This is a genomic window from Achromobacter sp. ACM02, from assembly GCF_014851605.1.
Classification (GTDB): domain Bacteria; phylum Pseudomonadota; class Gammaproteobacteria; order Burkholderiales; family Burkholderiaceae_B; genus Achromobacter; species Achromobacter aegrifaciens.
In genome coordinates this window covers 1-16,417 of sequence record NZ_JACUZY010000003.1, presented here as the reverse complement: position 1 = coordinate 16,417, position 16,417 = coordinate 1, and the positions used below count along the sequence as shown (strand labels likewise).

Here is a 16,417-nt window from a genome sequence, read left to right as displayed (position 1 = left end):
CGGCGTGACTAGCCCGCCGCGATGGAGAAAGAACTATTTTTGCCGCCGGGCCGTCCCAAGGCAAACAGCGCCCCCTCGGGGGGCAGCTAGCCCCGCAGGGGCGCGGCGTGGGGGCATTTCCTATTTGCCTTGCCAGACCGGTTTGCGCTTCTCGGCGAAGGCGGTCGCGCCTTCCTTGGCGTCGGCGGACGAAAAGATGTGCGCAATCAGCGGACGCTGCTGGTCGAACATGCTGGCCTGGTCCCAGTCGCCCGACTGCGCCACGATGCTCTTGGCGGTCTGCACCGCCAGCGGGCCGTTCTCGACGATGGCGCGGGCCAGTTCCAGAGCGCCCGCCAGGGCGGCGCCCGGCTCGGTGATGCGGTTGACCAGCCCGAAGGAGTGGGCGCGCTCGGCCGTCAACATTTCGCCGGTCAGGATCACTTCCATAGCGATGTGGTACGGCAGGCGGCGCGGCAGGCGCAGCATGCCGCCGGCGCCCGCCACCAGGCCGCGCTTGACTTCAGGCAGGCCGAACTTGGCGTTGCTGGCGGCCACGATCAGGTCGGAAGCCAGCGCCATTTCGCAGCCGCCGGCCAGCGCATAGCCTTCCACCGCCGCGATCAGCGGCTTCTTGGGCGGCCGCTCGTTCAGGCCCGCGAAGCCGCGGCCTTCCACGTAGGGACGCTGCCCCGACTTGGCGAAAGCCTTCAGGTCCATGCCCGACGAGAACGTGCCGCCGCCGCCCGTCAGGATGCCGATGCGGATGTCGTCGCGGCTGTCCAACTGGTCCAGCGCCGCGGCCATGGCCTGCGCGGTCTCCAGGTTGATGGCGTTCTTGGCCTCGGGACGGTTGATCGTGATGATCTGGATGCCGTCGGTGACTTCTACCTTGATCAGGTCTGACATGGGACTGCTCCTTCCGGGAATTCTCGGAATCAGGTTCCGGGTTTTATATAAGACTTGGTACGCAACCTGGAATCATACGATCATTGGTTTCCAGGCGCAGCGACAGGCCCGCGGGGCGTCCACCAGCGGCACACTGTCCCCCTGCGAACCGCCCCGAAGGCCCAGATGTAACCGTCCGCCCGGCATTCGGGAACCGGACCGCCCCAGGCCAGTTAAAATGTCGGGTTTCCCACGCCCAGGGCAAGCCTTGCCCGGCGGCCGAATTCCAAGAATCCTATGCTCACCTTTCAGCAAATCATCCTTACGCTCCAGGAATACTGGGACAAGCAGGGTTGCGCCCTGCTGCAACCCTACGACATGGAAGTCGGCGCCGGCACCTCGCATACCGCCACGTTCCTGCGCGCGATCGGCCCGGAGCCCTGGCGCGCCGCCTACGTGCAGCCCTCGCGCCGCCCCAAAGACGGCCGCTACGGCGAAAACCCCAACCGCCTGCAACACTATTATCAGTACCAGGTCGTGTTGAAGCCCGCGCCTCCGGAAATCCTGGACCTGTACATCGGTTCGCTCAAGGCGTTGGGCATCGACCCCACCCAGCACGACATCCGCTTCGTAGAGGACGACTGGGAGAACCCCACCCTCGGCGCCTGGGGCCTGGGCTGGGAAGTCTGGCTGAACGGCATGGAAGTCACCCAGTTCACCTACTTCCAGCAAGTGGGCGGCCTGGACTGCACGCCGACCACCGGCGAAATCACGTACGGCCTGGAACGCCTGGCCATGTACCTGCAGGACGTGCAAAGCGTGTACGACCTGGTCTGGACCGAAGGCGCCAACGGCAACCGCGTGCTGTATCGGGACGTGTTCCACCAGAACGAAGTGGAACAGTCCACCTACAACTTCGAGCATTCGTCGGCCGAGATGCTGTTCTCGCACTTCAATGACTACGAAGCCGAGGCCAAGCGCCTGATGGACGTGCCGCTGGCGCTGCCCGCCTACGAGGCCGCGCTGAAGGCCGCGCACACGTTCAACATGCTGGACGCGCGCGGCGCGATCAGCGTCACCGAGCGCGCCGCCTACATCGGCCGCATCCGCAACCTGTCGCGCGCCGTCGCGCAGGCCTACTACGATTCCCGCGAACGACTGGGCTTTCCCATGCTGGGCCGCGACAAGGCCGCCGGGGAGGCTGCATAAATGACGACGAACATCCGCCCGCTGCTGGTCGAACTGCTGACCGAAGAACTCCCGCCCAAGGCCCTGCAGAAGCTGGGCCAGGCCTTTGCCGAAGGCGTGCGCGCCACGCTGGAGCGCCACGGCCTGCTGGCCGCCGGCTGCGCCGCCACCGCGTATTCCACGCCGCGCCGACTGGCCGTGCACCTGTCCGCCGTGCTGGCTCAGGCGCCCGACCAGCCCTATGCCGAAAAGCTGATGCCGGTGAAGATCGGCCTGACCGAAGACGGCCAGGCCACGCCCGCGCTGCAGAAGAAGCTGGCCGCCAAGGGCCTTGAGAACATCGACCTGTCGACCCTGGAACGTGAATCCGACGGCAAGCAGGACTACCTGGTCGCGCGCGGCACCGCTCCCGGCGCCCAGCTGGCCGCCGGCCTGCAGGAAGGCATCGACGCCGCCATCAACGGCCTGCCCATTCCCAAGGTCATGCGCTACCAATTGGCCGACGGCGTCACCACCGTCAAGTTCGTGCGTCCGGCGCACGGCCTGGTCGCGCTGTTCGGCGCCGACGTGGTGCCGGTGTCCGCGCTGGGCCTGGCCGCCGGCCGCGACACGCTGGGCCACCGCTTCATGAGCGCGGGCCCCGTGTCCTTCGCCGACGCCGACGCCTACGCCGCCACCCTGGCCGAAAAGGGCCGCGTGGTGGCCTCGTTCGAAGGTCGCCGCGACGAGATCCAGCGCCAGTTGCTGGACCATGCCGGCCGCCTGAACGCCACCCTGGGCGACGATCCCGAAGTGGCCGCGCTGCTGGACGAAGTCACGGCCCTGGTCGAACACCCAACCGTCTACGTGGGCCAGTTCGAAGAGCAGTTCCTGCAAGTGCCGCAGGAATGCCTGATCCTGACCATGCGGCTGAACCAGAAATACTTCCCGCTGTTCGATCCGGCTACCGGCCGCCTGACGCACCGCTTCCTGATCGTCAGCAACATGCACACCGACAATCCGGTGAACATCATTGAAGGGAACCAGCGCGTGGTGCGCCCGCGCCTGGCCGATGCGCAGTTCTTCTTCGAAACCGACCGCAAGACGCCGCTGGCGGCGCGCGTCGAACAACTGGGCTCGATCGTCTACCACAACAAGCTGGGCACCCAGCTGGAACGCGTGGAGCGCGTGCGCGCCATCGCCCGCGGCGTGGCCGAGCAACTGGGCGGCGACGTCTCCGCCGCCGACCGCGCGGCCATGCTGGCCAAGGCCGACCTGGGCTCGAACATGGTGGGCGAATTCCCCGAGCTGCAAGGCGTCATGGGCGCCTATTACGCGGCCGGCGACGGCGAACCCGACAGCGTGGTGCAGGCCCTGCGCACGCAGTACCGCAACCGCTACGACGCGCCCGTCACCGCCGACACGCTGACCGCGGCCACCCTGTTCATCGCCGAGCGCGTGGAAACCATGGTCGGCATCTGGGCCATCGGCCTGGCGCCCACCGGCGAACGCGACCCCTTCGGCCTGCGCCGCGCCGCGCTGGGCCTGATCAGCGCCTTCGAACAACTGGCCGCAGGCGGCTGGCTCAAGATCAGCGAGGCCGGCCCCCTGTCGCTGGACGGCCTGCTGGAACTGGCCGCAGGGACCTTCCCCGCCGGCAAGATCCCCGCCGACACGCTGGCCGAAGTCCGCGCCTTCATCTACGAACGCTACCGCAACCAGCTCATCAACGACTTCGACCGCAATGCCGTCGAAGCCGTGATCGCGCTGACCCCGCCGTTGCACCAGGTGGCCGAGCGCGTGCGCGCGGCCGCCGCCTTTGCGCAGTTGCCCGAGGCCGCCAGCCTGGCCGCCGCCAACAAGCGCATCGGCAACCTGCTCAAGAAGGCCGAAGGCGAGATCGGCGCGGTGAACGACGCCGCGCTCGTGGAACCGGCTGAAAAGGCCCTGGCCGCCGCCGTTTCCGCGCTGCGCCCGAAGGCCGAGGCGCAACTGGCCGCGGGCGACTTCGCCGGCAGCCTGAGCACGCTGGCCCAGGTCCGCGAAGCCGTGGACGCCTTCTTTGCCGACGTCATGGTCATGGCCGAAGACCCGGCCGTGCGCGCCAACCGGCTGGCCCTGCTGGGCCAGTTGCATGGCCTGATGAACCAGGTCGCTGACATCTCCAGGCTGGCACAGTGAAACTCATCATCCTAGACCGCGACGGCGTCATCAATCAGGACAGCGATTCGTTCGTCAAGAATCCGGACGAATGGATCGCCCTGCCCGGCAGCCTGCAGGCCATCGCGCGGCTGACGCAGGCGGGCTGGAAGGTGGTGGTCGCCACCAACCAGTCGGGCCTGGCGCGCGGCCTGTTCGACATGGACACCCTGACGGCCATCCATACCAAGATGCGTCGCGAACTGGCCGCCGCTGGCGGCAGTATCGACGCGGTCTTCATGTGCCCACACGGCCCCGATGACAATTGCTCCTGCCGCAAGCCCAAGCCCGGCATGTTCGAACAGATCGGACACCGCTACGACGTCGACCTGGCTGGCGTGCCGGCGGTGGGCGATTCGCTGCGCGACCTGCAGGCCTCGTCGTCGGTCGGCTGCTCGCCCTGGCTGGTGCTGACCGGCAACGGCAAGAAAACGCTGGCCAAGGGCGGCTTGCCTGACAACACCCGCGTCTGCGACGACCTGTCGGCCGTGGTCGACGCGCTGCTGCAGGACCATTGATCCAATGGCCCGCCTACGTTCGCTGCTGTACTTCCTGTTCCTGGCCGTCACGGTCATTCCCTATGCCTTCGCCTGCATCCTGTGGGCGCCGCTGCCTCTGCACTGGCGCTACAAGCTGACCGTGGGCTGGCCGCGCCTGGCCATCTGGGGCGCGCGCTTCTTCTGCGGCATCCGCTGGCAGGTCAAGGGCTGGGAAAACCTGCCCGACGGCCCGGCGGTGCTGCTGTCCAAGCACCAGTCGGCCTGGGAAACGCTGTTCTTCCCGGCCCACATGCCGCGCGAAGTCTGCTTCGTCTACAAGAAGGAACTGCACATGGTGCCGTTCTTCGGCTGGGGCTTGGCGCTGCTGCGCATGATCCCGATCGACCGCGCCAAGGGTCGCGATGCCTTCGATCAAGTGGTCAAGCAAGGCCAGACGCGCCTGGACGAAGGCCGCTGGCCCCTGCTGTTCCCCGAGGGCACCCGCGTGCCGCCCGGCAAGACCGGCCGCTTCAAGATGGGCGGCGCGCTGCTGGCCTCGCGCACCGGCGCGGTCGTCATCCCCGTGGCGCATAATGCCGGCGAATGCTGGCGCCGCAACGCCTTCGTGAAGTATCCGGGCATGGTTACCGTGTCCATCGGTCCCGCGATAGAATCCAAGGGACTCTCCCCCGAGGAACTGAACAAAAAGGTTCAGGACTGGATCGAAGGGGAAATGCGGCGTCTCAATCCAGAAAGGTATGGCCAGCACTGATCAGCTCGAACTCCTGTTCGACGAACAGCAGCACGACGCGCCCACGGGCGCGCCGCCGCTGAACGCCGCGCCGAAGGCTCCGGCCGCGCCTGAGGCGGCCTCGCCCAAGCCGGTCCCGCCCAAGCCCCTCTTCCCCGATCTGCCGCCGGCCGCCGCCCCTGCGGGCGAACCGCTGCTGACGCTGTCGCCCAACGCGGCCTCGCTCGTCCCCACGCCCTGCCCCGACCCGCTGCCGCCCGGCGCGCGTTGGCGCGAGGTCGCGACCGAGCAGCAGTCCATCGGCTTCGTGCTGCTGCGCTCGCGCCGCCGCAGCATAGGCTTCGTGATCACTGACGACGGCTTGCGCGTCACCGCCCCGAACTGGGTGACGCTGACGCAGGTGGACGACGCCGTGCGCGAGAAGGCCCGCTGGATCCTGACCAAGCTGCGCGAATGGCATGCCCGCAAGCAGCAACTGGCCATGGCGCACACCCGCTGGCAGCCGGGCGGCGAGCTGCCCTACCTGGGCAAGCGCATCGTGATCGGCGTGGGCGGCGACAGCCGCCAGGCCAGTTTGTCGGGCGACGCCGACGCCCCCCAGGACGGCGACACCCTGTGGCTGGCGCTGCCGTCCTCGGCGGACCAGGGCCGCATCCGCGATTCGGCCCAAGCCTGGCTGCAGCAGCGCGCCGGCGCCTGGTTCGGCGCGCGCCTGGCCCACTTCCTGCAAGTCAGCGGCCTGAAGATCCGGCGCTGGCGCCTGTCGTCGGCCGCAACCCGCTGGGGCTCCTGCACCAGCGACGGCAACATCATGCTGAACTGGCGCCTGATCCATTTCGCGCCCGCCATCATCGACTACGTCATCGCCCACGAGCTTGCCCATTTGCGCGAAATGAACCACAGTCAGGACTTCTGGCGCGAAGTGGGACAGATCCTGCCCGATTTCGAAGACGCCAAGAACATCCTGCGACGTCACGACCCCGCATCCTTGCCTCAGTTCTGAGGCATTCTGGAGACACGAAAATGTTGCTGCTGATTCCGGGCCCGGTCACGACCGACGCGCGGGTGAAGGCCGCCATGGCGCAAGACTATGCGCCGTGGGACAACGATTTCCGTCAGACCTACCGGCAGGTCTGCGATGGCGTCCTGCGGGCGGCGCAGGCGTCGCCCGACGAGCACGCCGCGCTGGCGCTGCCGGGCTGCGGCCACTTCGCGGTGGAAGCCGCCATCCGCAGCTTCATCCCCGCCGCCGGCCGCCTGCTGGCGCCCTCCACCGGCGCCTACGCCGCCCGCCTGCAGAAGCTGGCCGGCGATGCCGGCCGCGTCGCCGTGCCGCTGCCCGTAGGCCCCACAGAGCGGATCGATCCGCAAGCGGTCGCGCAGGCGCTGGAACAGGATCCCACGCTCACGCACCTGGCGCTGGTCTACAGCGAAACCGGCAGCGGCATCTGCCACGACGTGCCCGAACTCGCGCGCATCGCGCATGCGCTGGGCCGCCGCGTCATCGTCGACGCCGTATCCGCCTTCGGCGCGCTGCCCCTGGAGCTGCACGCCCTGCCCGCCGTGGAGGCAGTGGTGCTGACGGCCAACAAGTGCCTGGAAGGCATGCCCGGCGCCGCCTTCGTGGTGGCGCGGCGCGACAGCCTGGAAGCGGCGCGCGGCATCGCCGGCAGCTGGTCGCTGGACCTGGCCGACATCTACCAGCAAAGCCAGCAGCCCAATGCCGGCCCGCGTTTCACGCCGCCCGCGCCCACGCTGGCCGCGCTGGCCGTGGCGCTGGAGCTGCACCGCGAAGAAGGCCGTGAAGCCCGCCTGGCGCGCTACACCGCCAACATGCACACGCTATATGATGGCGTCAGGGAGCTGGGCCTCGCGCCTTACCTGCCGCCCGCGCTGCAGGGGCCCATCGTCGTCAACGTCCGCGCCCCGGACGCGCCGACCTGGAACCTGCAATTGTTCGTGGACGCCCTCAAGCGCCGCGGCTACGTGCTCAGCAACTTCTACAACACCGAACAACCTTCGTTCCGGGTCGGCTGCATCGGCGCCTTCGGGCCAGACCAGATGCGGCAGGCAGTCGACGCCATGGGCGGCGCGCTGCGCGACATCGGCATCACCCGGGAAGCCGCCGGCAACGGCGGATTCTTCCCGTTCCCCCTCACCGCTTAAGGAAACCATCCCATGCGTATGCTCCACACCATGCTGCGAGTCGGCAATCTCGACAAGTCCATCGACTTCTACACCAATGTGCTCGGCATGCGCGTCCTGCGCCGCAACGACTACCCCGAAGGCAAGTTCACGCTGGCCTTCGTCGGCTACCAGGACGAATCCGAAGGCGCCGTCATCGAACTGACCCACAACTGGGACACGGACAAGTACGACCTGGGCACCGGCTACGGCCACATCGCCCTGGAAGTGGACAACGCCTACGAAGCCTGTGACAAGGTCAAGGAAAAAGGCGGCAAGGTCACGCGCGAAGCCGGCCCGATGAAGCACGGCAAGACGGTCATCGCCTTTGTCGAAGACCCCGATGGCTACAAGATCGAGTTCATCCAGAAAAAGGGCCGCCAGGACTGAGCCCCGCGCGGCCAAAGCCAGGAAGACACTTCCATGATCCACACCATCCTGAAAATGGGCGATCCGCGGCTGCTGCGCGTGGCCGCGCCCGTGGAGCGCTACGACACGCCCGAGTTGCATGCGCTGATCGACGACATGTTCGAAACCATGGCCGCCGCGCAAGGGGTGGGCCTGGCCGCGCCGCAGATCGGCGTGGATCTGCAGCTGGTGATCTTCGGCTTTGACCGCAACGAGCGCTATCCCGACGCCCCCGCCGTGCCGCAGACCATCCTGTGCAATCCCGTCATCACGCCGCTGTCGGACGAGATGGAAGACGGCTGGGAAGGCTGCCTGTCGGTGCCGGGCCTGCGCGGCGTGGTGCCGCGCTACCGCCGCATCCGCTACAGCGGGCGAGATCCCTACGGCCAGCTCATCGAGCGCGAGGCCGAGGGCTTTCACGCCCGGGTGGTGCAGCACGAATGCGATCACCTGATCGGCCGGCTCTACCCGTCGCGCATCCAGGACTTCAGCAAATTCGGGTTCACTGAAATCCTGTTCCCGGACATGGATCCGAATCAGGACGACTAAGGCCCCGCTCCCGCCTTGCCGGGGCTTGCGTCCCTACCCTAAGCCTCGCCGGAGTCCGCCTTGGCGGCCTGCGGCGACAACTCCTCGGGCGCGAAATCGTCCACCTGCAACACCCGCGAGACCAGGGCTTCGGCCTCTTCCAGCGAGGCCGCCTGCGCGTCGGTAATGGCGCCGCGCTGATGGGCTTCGCGCCAATCGCGCACGCCGGACTGGCGCAGGCGGTCGCGCAGCGGCTGCACGGCGTCCGCCAGCGCGAAGGCGCGGGTCAGAAGGCCTACCGGATCGTCGCCGGCAGCGCCGGCCTCGCGATGCAGGTCGGCCGCCAGGCGCACATGCGTGGGCGAAGGCTTGAGCAGCAGTTCAGCGCATTCCCGGGTCAAGGCGTCGCTCGGCCCCTTGGCCAGGCGCAGCGGCAGGATGGCCGCGCGCAGTCCCCACGACAACACGCGGCCCGGCAGATTGCGCAGGACCTGATCCATGCTTTTCTCGATGCTGGCGTAGCCCTGCTCCAGGCACCACTGCACCAGCGGCAGATCGTCGTGCTTGCGGCCCTCGTCTTCCCAGCGTTTGAGCACCGCCGACTGCAGATACAGTTCGGACAGGATGTCGCCCAGGCGGGCGGAAATCATTTCCCGGCGCTTCAGGCCTCCGCCCAGCTGCGCCAGCGTGGCATCGGCCAGCAGCGCGAAGCCCGAGGCATAGCGGCCCAGCCGCCGGTAGTGGCCGGCCACGGGACCGGATGAAGGCGCAGGCGCCAGCACCCCGCCAGTCCAGGCGCGGCCGATGGCCCGCAGCGCGTTGATGCCTGTGTGGCGCAGATGCCGCCAGAACACGTCGTGGAAGACCTCCATGCCGCGGTCTTCGTCGGGGTTGCCCAACGCCAGGATTTCCGGCATCAGATAGGGATGGGCGCGGATCGCGCCCTGGCCGAAGATGATCAGGTTGCGCGTCAGGATGTTGGCGCCCTCGACCGTGATGGCGATGGGCACGGCGCGGTACAGCGCGCCCAGGTAATTGCTGGGACCGTCGATGACGGCGCGGCCGGCATGGATGTCCATCGCGTCGTTGACCGAGCCGCGCATGCGCTCGGTGGCGTGGTACTTCATGATGCCCGAGACCACTGCCGGCTTGACGCCCTGGTTCAGCGCGGCGCAGGTCAAGCGCCTGGCGGCTTCGACCAGATAGGCATTGCCCGCCAGCCGGGCCAGCCCTTCCTGCACGCCTTCGAACTTGCCGACGGGAATGCCGAACTGTTCGCGCACGCGGGCATACATGCCCGTGGTGTGCGCGCACATCACGGCGGCCGCGGCCGACAGCGACGGCAAGGAAATGCCCCGCCCCGCCGCCAGCGCGCTCATCAGCATCTGCCAGCCATGCCCGGCGCGCTCGGCGCCGCCGATCAGCGCGTCCAGTGGCACGAACACGTCGCGCCCGCGGTTGGGGCCGTTCTGGAAGACCTGCATGGCGGGCAGGTGGCGGCGCCCGATCTCCACGCCGGGCGCTTCGGTCGGCACCAGCGCGACCGATATGCCAATGTCCTTGGCGCCGCCCAGGATGCCGTCGGGGTCCGATAGCTTGAAAGCCAGCCCCAGCACCGTCGCCACCGGCCCCAACGTGATGTAGCGCTTGTGCCAGTTCAGCCGGATGCCGATCAGTTCGCGCCCGTCGATCACCTGGCGGCAGACCACGCCCGTGTCCACCATGGACGCGGCGTCCGAACCGGCCTCGGGGCTGGTCAGGCCGAAGCATGGCACCTCGCGGCCGTCGGCCAGCCGCGGCAGCCAGTAGTCGCGCTGCGCCGGCGTGCCGAACTGCATCAGCAATTCGCCGGGGCCCAGCGAATTGGGCACCATGACGGTGACGCCCGCGGTGATGGAGTAGGCCGAAATGCGCCGCACGACCTCGGAGTGCGCATAGGGCGAAAAGCCCAGGCCGCCGTAGCGCCGCGGAATGATCATGCCGAAGAAGCGTTCGGCCTTCAGGAAGTCCCATACCTCGGGCGGCAGATCGCGCCGGTTCCAGGTGATGTCCCATTCGTCCAGCATGGCGCAAAGCCGCGCCAGCGGGCCGTCTATGAAGCGCTGCTCGTCCGCGGTCAGCGTGGCCGCCGGCACGTCCAGCAGCTTGCGCCAGTCGGGATTGCCGGTGAACAGATCCGCATCCCACCAGGTGTCGCCGGCCTCGATGGCTTCGCGCTCCGTCGCCGACATGGCGGGCAGTGCGTTGCGCGCCCAGCGGTAAGCGGGTTCCGAGATGCGGCGCCGGCGCCATGCGTTGAAGTCCATGAGTTTTCCTCACTGTTATGGCCCCAGGCCCCAGGGCGTATCAGGTCAAAGTACCAGAATTGGCGGCGTCGGGCCAAGCTGCGGCCTGCCGACTCTGCGACAATGGGCCTCGGCGCGCAGCGCGCAATCCATCGCTATCCGGGCAGTCTCCGCATGCTGAACAAACTCTGGCTGGGCTTTTTCCTTACCGCGGCCGCGGCGGCTCTGTACCGCTGGCTGGTCATCGGCGACCCCGATGTCTTCCGCATGATGGTCGCCAGCCTGTTCGACATGGCGCGCGTGTCGGTGGAAGTGATGGTGCTGCTGTTCGGCACGCTGACGCTGTGGCTGGGCTTTCTGCGCATCGCCGAGGGCGCCGGCCTGGTGGAAAAACTGGCGCGCGTGCTGGGACCGCTGTTCGCGCGCCTGATGCCCGGCGTGCCGCGCAACCACCCGGCCATCGGTCTGATCACGCTGAACTTCGCCGCCAACGGACTGGGCCTGGACAACGCCGCCACGCCCATCGGCCTGCGCGCCATGCGCGAACTGCAGTCGCTCAACCCCACGCCCGAAACCGCCAGCAACGCGCAGATACTGTTCCTGGTGCTGAATGCGTCATCGCTGACCCTGCTGCCGGTGACGCTGTTCATGTTCCGCGCGCAGCAGGGCGCGCCGGACCCGACGTTGGTGTTCCTGCCCATCCTGCTGGCCACCAGCGCATCGACCCTGGCAGGTTTCCTGGCCGTGGCGGCCTGCCAGCGCCTGCGCCTGATCGATCCGGTCGTGATGCTGTGGCTGGGCGGCGCGGCGCTGCTCATGGGCGGATTCATGGCGCTGCTGGCCAGCATGTCGGCGGCGGCCATCGCCTCGCTGTCGTCGCTGCTGGGCAATCTGGTCCTGTTCGGCATCCTGATCGCCTTCCTGGTGGCGGGCGCCTGGAAGAAGGTGCCGGTCTACGAGGCCTTCATCGAAGGCGCCAAGGAAGGCTTCGACATCGCCAAGAGCCTGCTGCCCTATCTGGTCGCGATGCTCTGCGCGGTGGGCGTGCTGCGCGCATCGGGCGCGCTGGATTTCCTGCTGGACGGCATCCGCTGGCTGGCGGTGCAAGCGGGATGGGACACGCGCTTCGTGGATGCCCTGCCTACCGCGCTGGTCAAACCATTCTCGGGCAGCGCGGCGCGCGCCATGATGCTGGAAACCATGACGCATTTCGGCGTGGACAGCTTCCCCGCGCTGCTGGCCGCGGTGGTCCAGGGCAGCACCGAGACCACCTTTTACGTGCTGGCGGTGTACTTCGGATCGGTGGGCATATTGCGGGCGCGCCACGCGGTGGGCTGCGCCCTGATTGCCGACCTGGCCGGCGTGCTGGCGGCCATCGGCGTGTGCTACTGGTTCTTCGGCTGAAACCCGCCGCGCGGCGGCAAGGAGCGCCCGGGCGGCGCTCCTGCCCCGCCGTATCAATCCACCAGCAGGATCTTCATGCCGTTGGTGCCACCGCTGTCGCGGTAGAAGTCGCCCTTGGTCAGGATCACCCAATCTCCGGTCTGCACCAGGTTGCGCTTGCGCAGTTCATCGATGGCGGCGTTGCTCAGGTCGGCAGGCTCGTAGTCCGACGGCGCGAACGGAATCGTGTAGACGCCGCGGAACATGGCCACGCGGTTTTGCGTGATGCTGTGCGGGCTGTAGCAGTAGATAGGCACGCCCGAGCGGATGCGCGACATGATCAGTGGCGTGTGACCGCTTTCGGTCAGCGAAATGATGGCCTTGACGCCGGGGAAATGGTTGGCCGCGTACATGGCCGCCAGCGCGATGGTCTCGTCGCAACGGGTGAAGGTCTCGCCCAGGCGGTGATGCGACTTGGTCGAGGTCGGGTGCTTTTCCGCGCCCAGGCAGACGCGGGCCATGGCCTGCACGGTTTCCACGGGATACTGGCCCGATGCGCTTTCCGCCGACAGCATGACGGCATCGGTGTAGTCCAGCACCGCGTTGGCCACGTCGGACACTTCGGCGCGCGTGGGCATGGGGCTGGAGATCATCGACTCCATCATCTGCGTCGCGGTGATGACGACCTTGTTCAGCGTGCGGGCGTGCTGGATGATGCGCTTCTGGATGCCGACAAGTTCGGCATCCCCAACCTCCACGCCCAGGTCGCCGCGCGCCACCATCACGCCGTCGCTGGCGCGGATCAGCGCGTCCAGCGCCTCGTCGTCGGCCACGGCTTCGGCGCGTTCGATCTTGGCGATGATCCACGCCTGGCTGCCGGCGGCCGCCAGCAGCGTGCGCGCCTCGTCGATATCGCTGCCATAGCGCGGGAATGACACGGCCACGTAGTCCAGTTCCATCTCGGCGGCCAGCTTGATGTCGACGCGGTCCTTGTCGGTCAGGCTGGGCGCGGACAGGCCGCCGCCGCGGCGGTTGATGCCCTTGTTGTTCGACAGCGGGCCGCCCACGGTAACGGTGGTGTGGACCTCGTCGCCTTCGACGCTGTCCACCACCAGCACCACGCGACCGTCATCCAGCAGCAGCTCGTCGCCGACGCGGCAGTCCTGCACCAGTTCGGGGTAATCGATGCCGACGATGCTGGCCGTGCCCTCTTCCTTGGGATGCACGCGCGACAGCGTGAACGACTGTCCGATCTGCAGTTGGACCAGCTTGTCCTTGAAGCGTGCAATGCGGATCTTGGGGCCTTGCAGGTCGCCCATGATGGCGACGAAGCGGCCCTGCTTGGCGGCGATCTCGCGCACCATGCGGGCGCGCTCGCGATGGTCGTCCGCGCTGCCGTGCGAGAAGTTCAGGCGGGCCACGTCCAGACCCGCGCGGATCAGCGCTTCTATGCGTTCAGGCGTCGAAGTCGAAGGTCCCAGGGTGGCGACAATTTTGGTGCGGCGCAATACGGGCATGACGATCCACTCTCGCTAAAACAACAAAAACGCTATGGTACGCCGGCCGCGCCCGCGCAGGTATCATGGGCATCACCTCAACCGAAAAACGAGCTCGACTGAACCCGTGAAAATCGTCATCGCCCCCGACTCTTTCAAAGAAAGCGTGTCCGCCCCCGATGCCGCGGCAGCCATTGCACGCGGCGTGAAGGCCGCTGTTCCCGGCGCTCACACGGTATGCATTCCGATGGCCGACGGCGGCGAAGGCACGGTCGAAGCCGTGCTCGCGGCGACCGGCGGCAAGGAACGCCAACAGACGGTGAACGATGCGTTGGGCTACAAGGTCGACGCCGTCTGGGGCTTGCTCGAGGACGGCACGGCGGTGATCGAGATGGCCGCGGCGGCGGGCCTGGAACTCATCGCCCCTGCCAAGCGCGATCCGATGCGCGCCAGCAGCCACGGCGTGGGCGAACTGATGCTGGCAGCCTTGAACGCAGGCGCCAAGCGCATCATCCTGGGCCTGGGCGGATCGGCCACCAACGACGCGGGCGCCGGCATGCTGACTGCGCTGGGCGTGCGCCTGCTGGACGCTGACGGCCGCAGCCTGCCGCCCGGCGGCGGCGCGCTGGGCAAGTTGGCCAGCATCGATACCCACGGCCTGGATCCGCGCCTGGCCCAGATCCGCATCGACATTGCCTCGGACGTGGACAACCCTTTGTGCGGCCCACAGGGCGCCTCGCATGTGTTCGGCCCGCAAAAGGGCGCGACGCCCGAACAGGTGCTGATCCTGGATCAGATGCTGACGAATTTCGCCGATGTGTGCGCCAAGCACCTGGGCTCCGACCATCGCGACCACCCAGGCGCGGGCGCGGCGGGCGGCCTGGGATTCGCCGCCAAGGCGTTCCTGGGTGCCAGTTTCCGGCCCGGCGTGGAGATCGTGGCCGAACTGGGCGGCCTGGCCCAGGCGGTCGAAGGCGCGACCCTGGTGTTCACGGGCGAAGGCCGCATGGACGCGCAGACCCTGCGCGGCAAGACTCCGGCCGGCGTGGCGAAGATCGCGCAGCGCGCGGGCGTGCCCGTAGTGGCGCTGGCCGGCTCGCTGGGCGAAGGCTACGAAGCGTTGCACGCCTGCGGCATCAGCGCCGCGTTCAGCCTGGCGCCCGGCCCCATCACGCTGCAGCAGGCGCTCACGGACGCCGAAAAACTGCTGGCCGACCGCGCCCGCGACATCATGCAGCTCTGGATGACCGCGCAGAAGCGCATGTTGTAGAAACCCGAATGAAGAAGCCCGCTTGCGCGGGCTTCTTCATTTTGCGGATCCAGCTTCACTCGGCCTGCAGCACTCCGGCCGCCACGAGCGCATCCGCCAGACGGATGTACCGGTCCACCGATATATCCTCGGCGCGCGCCGTAGGCGCGATGTCCAGCGCTTCCCAGGGCACTTGCTGCGCCCAGTCCGCCAGCACCCGGCGCAGCATCTTGCGGCGCTGTGAGAATGCCCGCGCCACCACGGTTTCGAAGGCCCGCTCGCTGACCGGACGCAGACGGTCCGCCGGCAAGGGCACCATGCGCACAATCGCCGACACCACCTTGGGCGGCGGGTCAAAGGCTTCCGGCGGCACGTCGAACAGCTTGTGCATGCGGTAGCGCGACTGCAGCATCACCGACAGGCGGCTGAAGTCGCCTGAACCGGGCTGCGCGACCATGCGGTCAATCACTTCCCGCTGAAGCATGAAATGCTGGTCGCGGACGTGATCGGCCCAGGTCATCAGATGGAACAGCAACGGGCTGGAGATGTTGTAGGGCAGGTTCCCCACCACGCGCAGCGCAGGCCCGAACTGGGAAAAATCCACCGTCAAGGCATCGGCCTCGACCACGGTCAGGCGGCTGGCGTCGAACTGCTTGCGCAGGCGCGCCGCCAGGTCGCGGTCGATCTCGACCGCCGTCAGGTGATCCAGGCGTTCGAGCAACGGCCGGGTAAGCGCGGACAAGCCCGGGCCGATCTCGACCACGGTATCGTCGCGGGCGGGCGAAACCGCCCGGACGATGGACTCGACCACGCTCTCGTCGGTCAGGAAGTTCTGGCCAAAGCGCTTGCGCGCCTGGTGCTGGGACATGTAAAGCCTGTAATGCGTTTAGCGGTTGTTCTGCTGGATCTTCTGCTGCTTTTCCAGACGATTGTCGATGTACGCCTGGGCGCGCAGCTGCTCCAGCCAATCCTCGAAAGCCGGCTGGGCGCGGCGTTCGAACAAGGTCTGACGGGCCTTCATGCGAGCCATATCGTCGGTGGCGTCGTGCTGGCGGCGCTCTTCCACTTCGATCAGGTGCCAGCCGAAGGGCGATTGCACCGGTTGGCTGATTTCACCCGGCTTCAGGGCGTTCATGGCGGCCTCGAACGGCGGCACGGTTTCGCCCGGGTTCAACCAACCCAGTTCGCCGCCTTGCGGGGCGGTCGCGTCCTGCGAATACTGGCGCGCCATGTCCTCGAACTTGGCGCCGCCGCTCACCAGGCGCTGGCGCACCTGCTCCAGGCGCTGACGCGCCATTTCGTCGCTCATGACGGTGGAGGTCTTGATCAGGATGTGGCGCGCGCGAGTCTGCATCACTTCCACAGGGCCTTGGTGCGCAGGCGCCTGCGCGAGCGCGGCGGCGGGCTGCGGCGCCTGGGCC

At 67.8% G+C, this 16,417-nt stretch carries 15 protein-coding genes; 10 read left to right on the top strand and 5 right to left on the bottom strand.

From position 1 onward, the window contains the following. Positions 1-120 precede the first annotated feature (120 nt). Positions 121-888 (bottom strand): crotonase/enoyl-CoA hydratase family protein, encoded by a 768-nt coding sequence (locus IB258_RS08930; RefSeq protein ID WP_054457517.1) that lies wholly within the window; start codon positions 886-888, stop codon positions 121-123. Between the two features lie 276 nt (positions 889-1,164). On the opposite strand from IB258_RS08930, the gene glyQ reads away from it, so the two are divergent. The 8 genes from glyQ to def are packed head-to-tail and all read left to right on the top strand — an operon-like array spanning position 1,165 to position 8,604. Then, complete coding sequence (glyQ, locus tag IB258_RS08925; RefSeq protein ID WP_025136700.1) at positions 1,165-2,076, top strand: glycine--tRNA ligase subunit alpha; 912 nt, start codon at positions 1,165-1,167, stop codon at positions 2,074-2,076. Then, entirely contained in the window at positions 2,077-4,215 is a 2,139-nt protein-coding gene (gene glyS / locus IB258_RS08920; protein WP_054457518.1) for a glycine--tRNA ligase subunit beta, read from the top strand. Then, on the top strand, positions 4,212-4,751 hold the full coding sequence (gene gmhB / locus IB258_RS08915) for a D-glycero-beta-D-manno-heptose 1,7-bisphosphate 7-phosphatase (protein WP_054457520.1): 540 nt from the start codon (positions 4,212-4,214) through the stop codon (positions 4,749-4,751). The genes glyS and gmhB overlap by 4 nt, the downstream gene beginning before the upstream one ends. A gap of 4 nt (positions 4,752-4,755) precedes the next feature. Further along, complete coding sequence (locus IB258_RS08910) at positions 4,756-5,484, top strand: 1-acyl-sn-glycerol-3-phosphate acyltransferase (RefSeq protein WP_054457522.1); 729 nt, start codon at positions 4,756-4,758, stop codon at positions 5,482-5,484. Then, a complete protein-coding gene (locus IB258_RS08905) occupies positions 5,471-6,466 on the top strand; it encodes a M48 family metallopeptidase (RefSeq protein ID WP_175213809.1) in 996 nt (331 codons plus the stop codon). The genes IB258_RS08910 and IB258_RS08905 overlap by 14 nt, the downstream gene beginning before the upstream one ends. Positions 6,467-6,486: 20 nt before the next feature. Then, the gene (locus tag IB258_RS08900) at positions 6,487-7,629 is read left to right on the top strand and encodes a 2-aminoethylphosphonate--pyruvate transaminase (protein WP_192352488.1); all 1,143 of its coding nucleotides are present in this window, start codon (positions 6,487-6,489) and stop codon (positions 7,627-7,629) included. A gap of 12 nt (positions 7,630-7,641) precedes the next feature. Next, entirely contained in the window at positions 7,642-8,037 is a 396-nt protein-coding gene (gene gloA, locus IB258_RS08895; protein ID WP_054457526.1) for a lactoylglutathione lyase, read from the top strand. 33 nt (positions 8,038-8,070) lie between these two features. Continuing rightward, positions 8,071-8,604, top strand: coding sequence for a peptide deformylase (gene def / locus IB258_RS08890; RefSeq protein WP_054457527.1), 534 nt, complete (start codon positions 8,071-8,073; stop codon positions 8,602-8,604). A gap of 38 nt (positions 8,605-8,642) precedes the next feature. Here def and IB258_RS08885 read toward each other — a convergent pair whose 3' ends face one another. Next, entirely contained in the window at positions 8,643-10,889 is a 2,247-nt protein-coding gene (locus IB258_RS08885) for an acyl-CoA dehydrogenase (protein WP_119451441.1), read from the bottom strand. A 153-nt stretch (positions 10,890-11,042) separates the two neighbouring features. Between IB258_RS08885 and IB258_RS08880 the strand changes: the two genes are divergently transcribed. Further along, complete coding sequence (locus IB258_RS08880; RefSeq protein ID WP_192352487.1) at positions 11,043-12,272, top strand: nucleoside recognition domain-containing protein; 1,230 nt, start codon at positions 11,043-11,045, stop codon at positions 12,270-12,272. Positions 12,273-12,325: 53 nt separating this feature from the next. On the opposite strand, the gene pyk is transcribed toward IB258_RS08880, so the two are convergent. After that, positions 12,326-13,768 (bottom strand): pyruvate kinase, encoded by a 1,443-nt coding sequence (pyk, locus tag IB258_RS08875; RefSeq protein WP_192352486.1) that lies wholly within the window; start codon positions 13,766-13,768, stop codon positions 12,326-12,328. Between the two features lie 106 nt (positions 13,769-13,874). Here pyk and IB258_RS08870 point away from each other — a divergent pair, with 106 nt between their 5' ends. Beyond that, positions 13,875-15,017: a glycerate kinase gene (locus IB258_RS08870; RefSeq protein WP_192352485.1), complete on the top strand. Its 1,143-nt coding sequence runs from the start codon at positions 13,875-13,877 to the stop codon at positions 15,015-15,017. Between the two features lie 55 nt (positions 15,018-15,072). Here IB258_RS08870 and rsmA read toward each other — a convergent pair whose 3' ends face one another. Then, a complete protein-coding gene (gene rsmA / locus IB258_RS08865; RefSeq protein ID WP_119451439.1) occupies positions 15,073-15,864 on the bottom strand; it encodes a 16S rRNA (adenine(1518)-N(6)/adenine(1519)-N(6))-dimethyltransferase RsmA in 792 nt (263 codons plus the stop codon). Between the two features lie 18 nt (positions 15,865-15,882). Beyond that, positions 15,883-16,417, bottom strand: a 535-nt coding sequence (locus IB258_RS08860) for a peptidylprolyl isomerase (RefSeq protein ID WP_192352484.1), incomplete at its 5' end; no start/stop codon positions are given.

Bases quoted from the DNA above. Each gene is read 5' to 3' on its own strand.
- IB258_RS08930 (WP_054457517.1), bottom strand. From the start codon at position 888: ATGTCAGACCTGATCAAGGTAGAAGTCACCGACGGCATCCAGATCATC.
- glyQ (WP_025136700.1), top strand. From the start codon at position 1,165: ATGCTCACCTTTCAGCAAATCATCCTTACGCTCCAGGAATACTGGGAC.
- glyS (WP_054457518.1), top strand. From the start codon at position 2,077: ATGACGACGAACATCCGCCCGCTGCTGGTCGAACTGCTGACCGAAGAA.
- IB258_RS08910 (WP_054457522.1), top strand. From the start codon at position 4,756: ATGGCCCGCCTACGTTCGCTGCTGTACTTCCTGTTCCTGGCCGTCACG.
- IB258_RS08905 (WP_175213809.1), top strand. From the start codon at position 5,471: ATGGCCAGCACTGATCAGCTCGAACTCCTGTTCGACGAACAGCAGCAC.
- IB258_RS08900 (WP_192352488.1), top strand. From the start codon at position 6,487: ATGTTGCTGCTGATTCCGGGCCCGGTCACGACCGACGCGCGGGTGAAG.
- gloA (WP_054457526.1), top strand. From the start codon at position 7,642: ATGCGTATGCTCCACACCATGCTGCGAGTCGGCAATCTCGACAAGTCC.
- def (WP_054457527.1), top strand. From the start codon at position 8,071: ATGATCCACACCATCCTGAAAATGGGCGATCCGCGGCTGCTGCGCGTG.
- IB258_RS08885 (WP_119451441.1), bottom strand. From the start codon at position 10,889: ATGGACTTCAACGCATGGCGCCGGCGCCGCATCTCGGAACCCGCTTAC.
- IB258_RS08880 (WP_192352487.1), top strand. From the start codon at position 11,043: ATGCTGAACAAACTCTGGCTGGGCTTTTTCCTTACCGCGGCCGCGGCG.
- pyk (WP_192352486.1), bottom strand. From the start codon at position 13,768: ATGCCCGTATTGCGCCGCACCAAAATTGTCGCCACCCTGGGACCTTCG.
- rsmA (WP_119451439.1), bottom strand. From the start codon at position 15,864: ATGTCCCAGCACCAGGCGCGCAAGCGCTTTGGCCAGAACTTCCTGACC.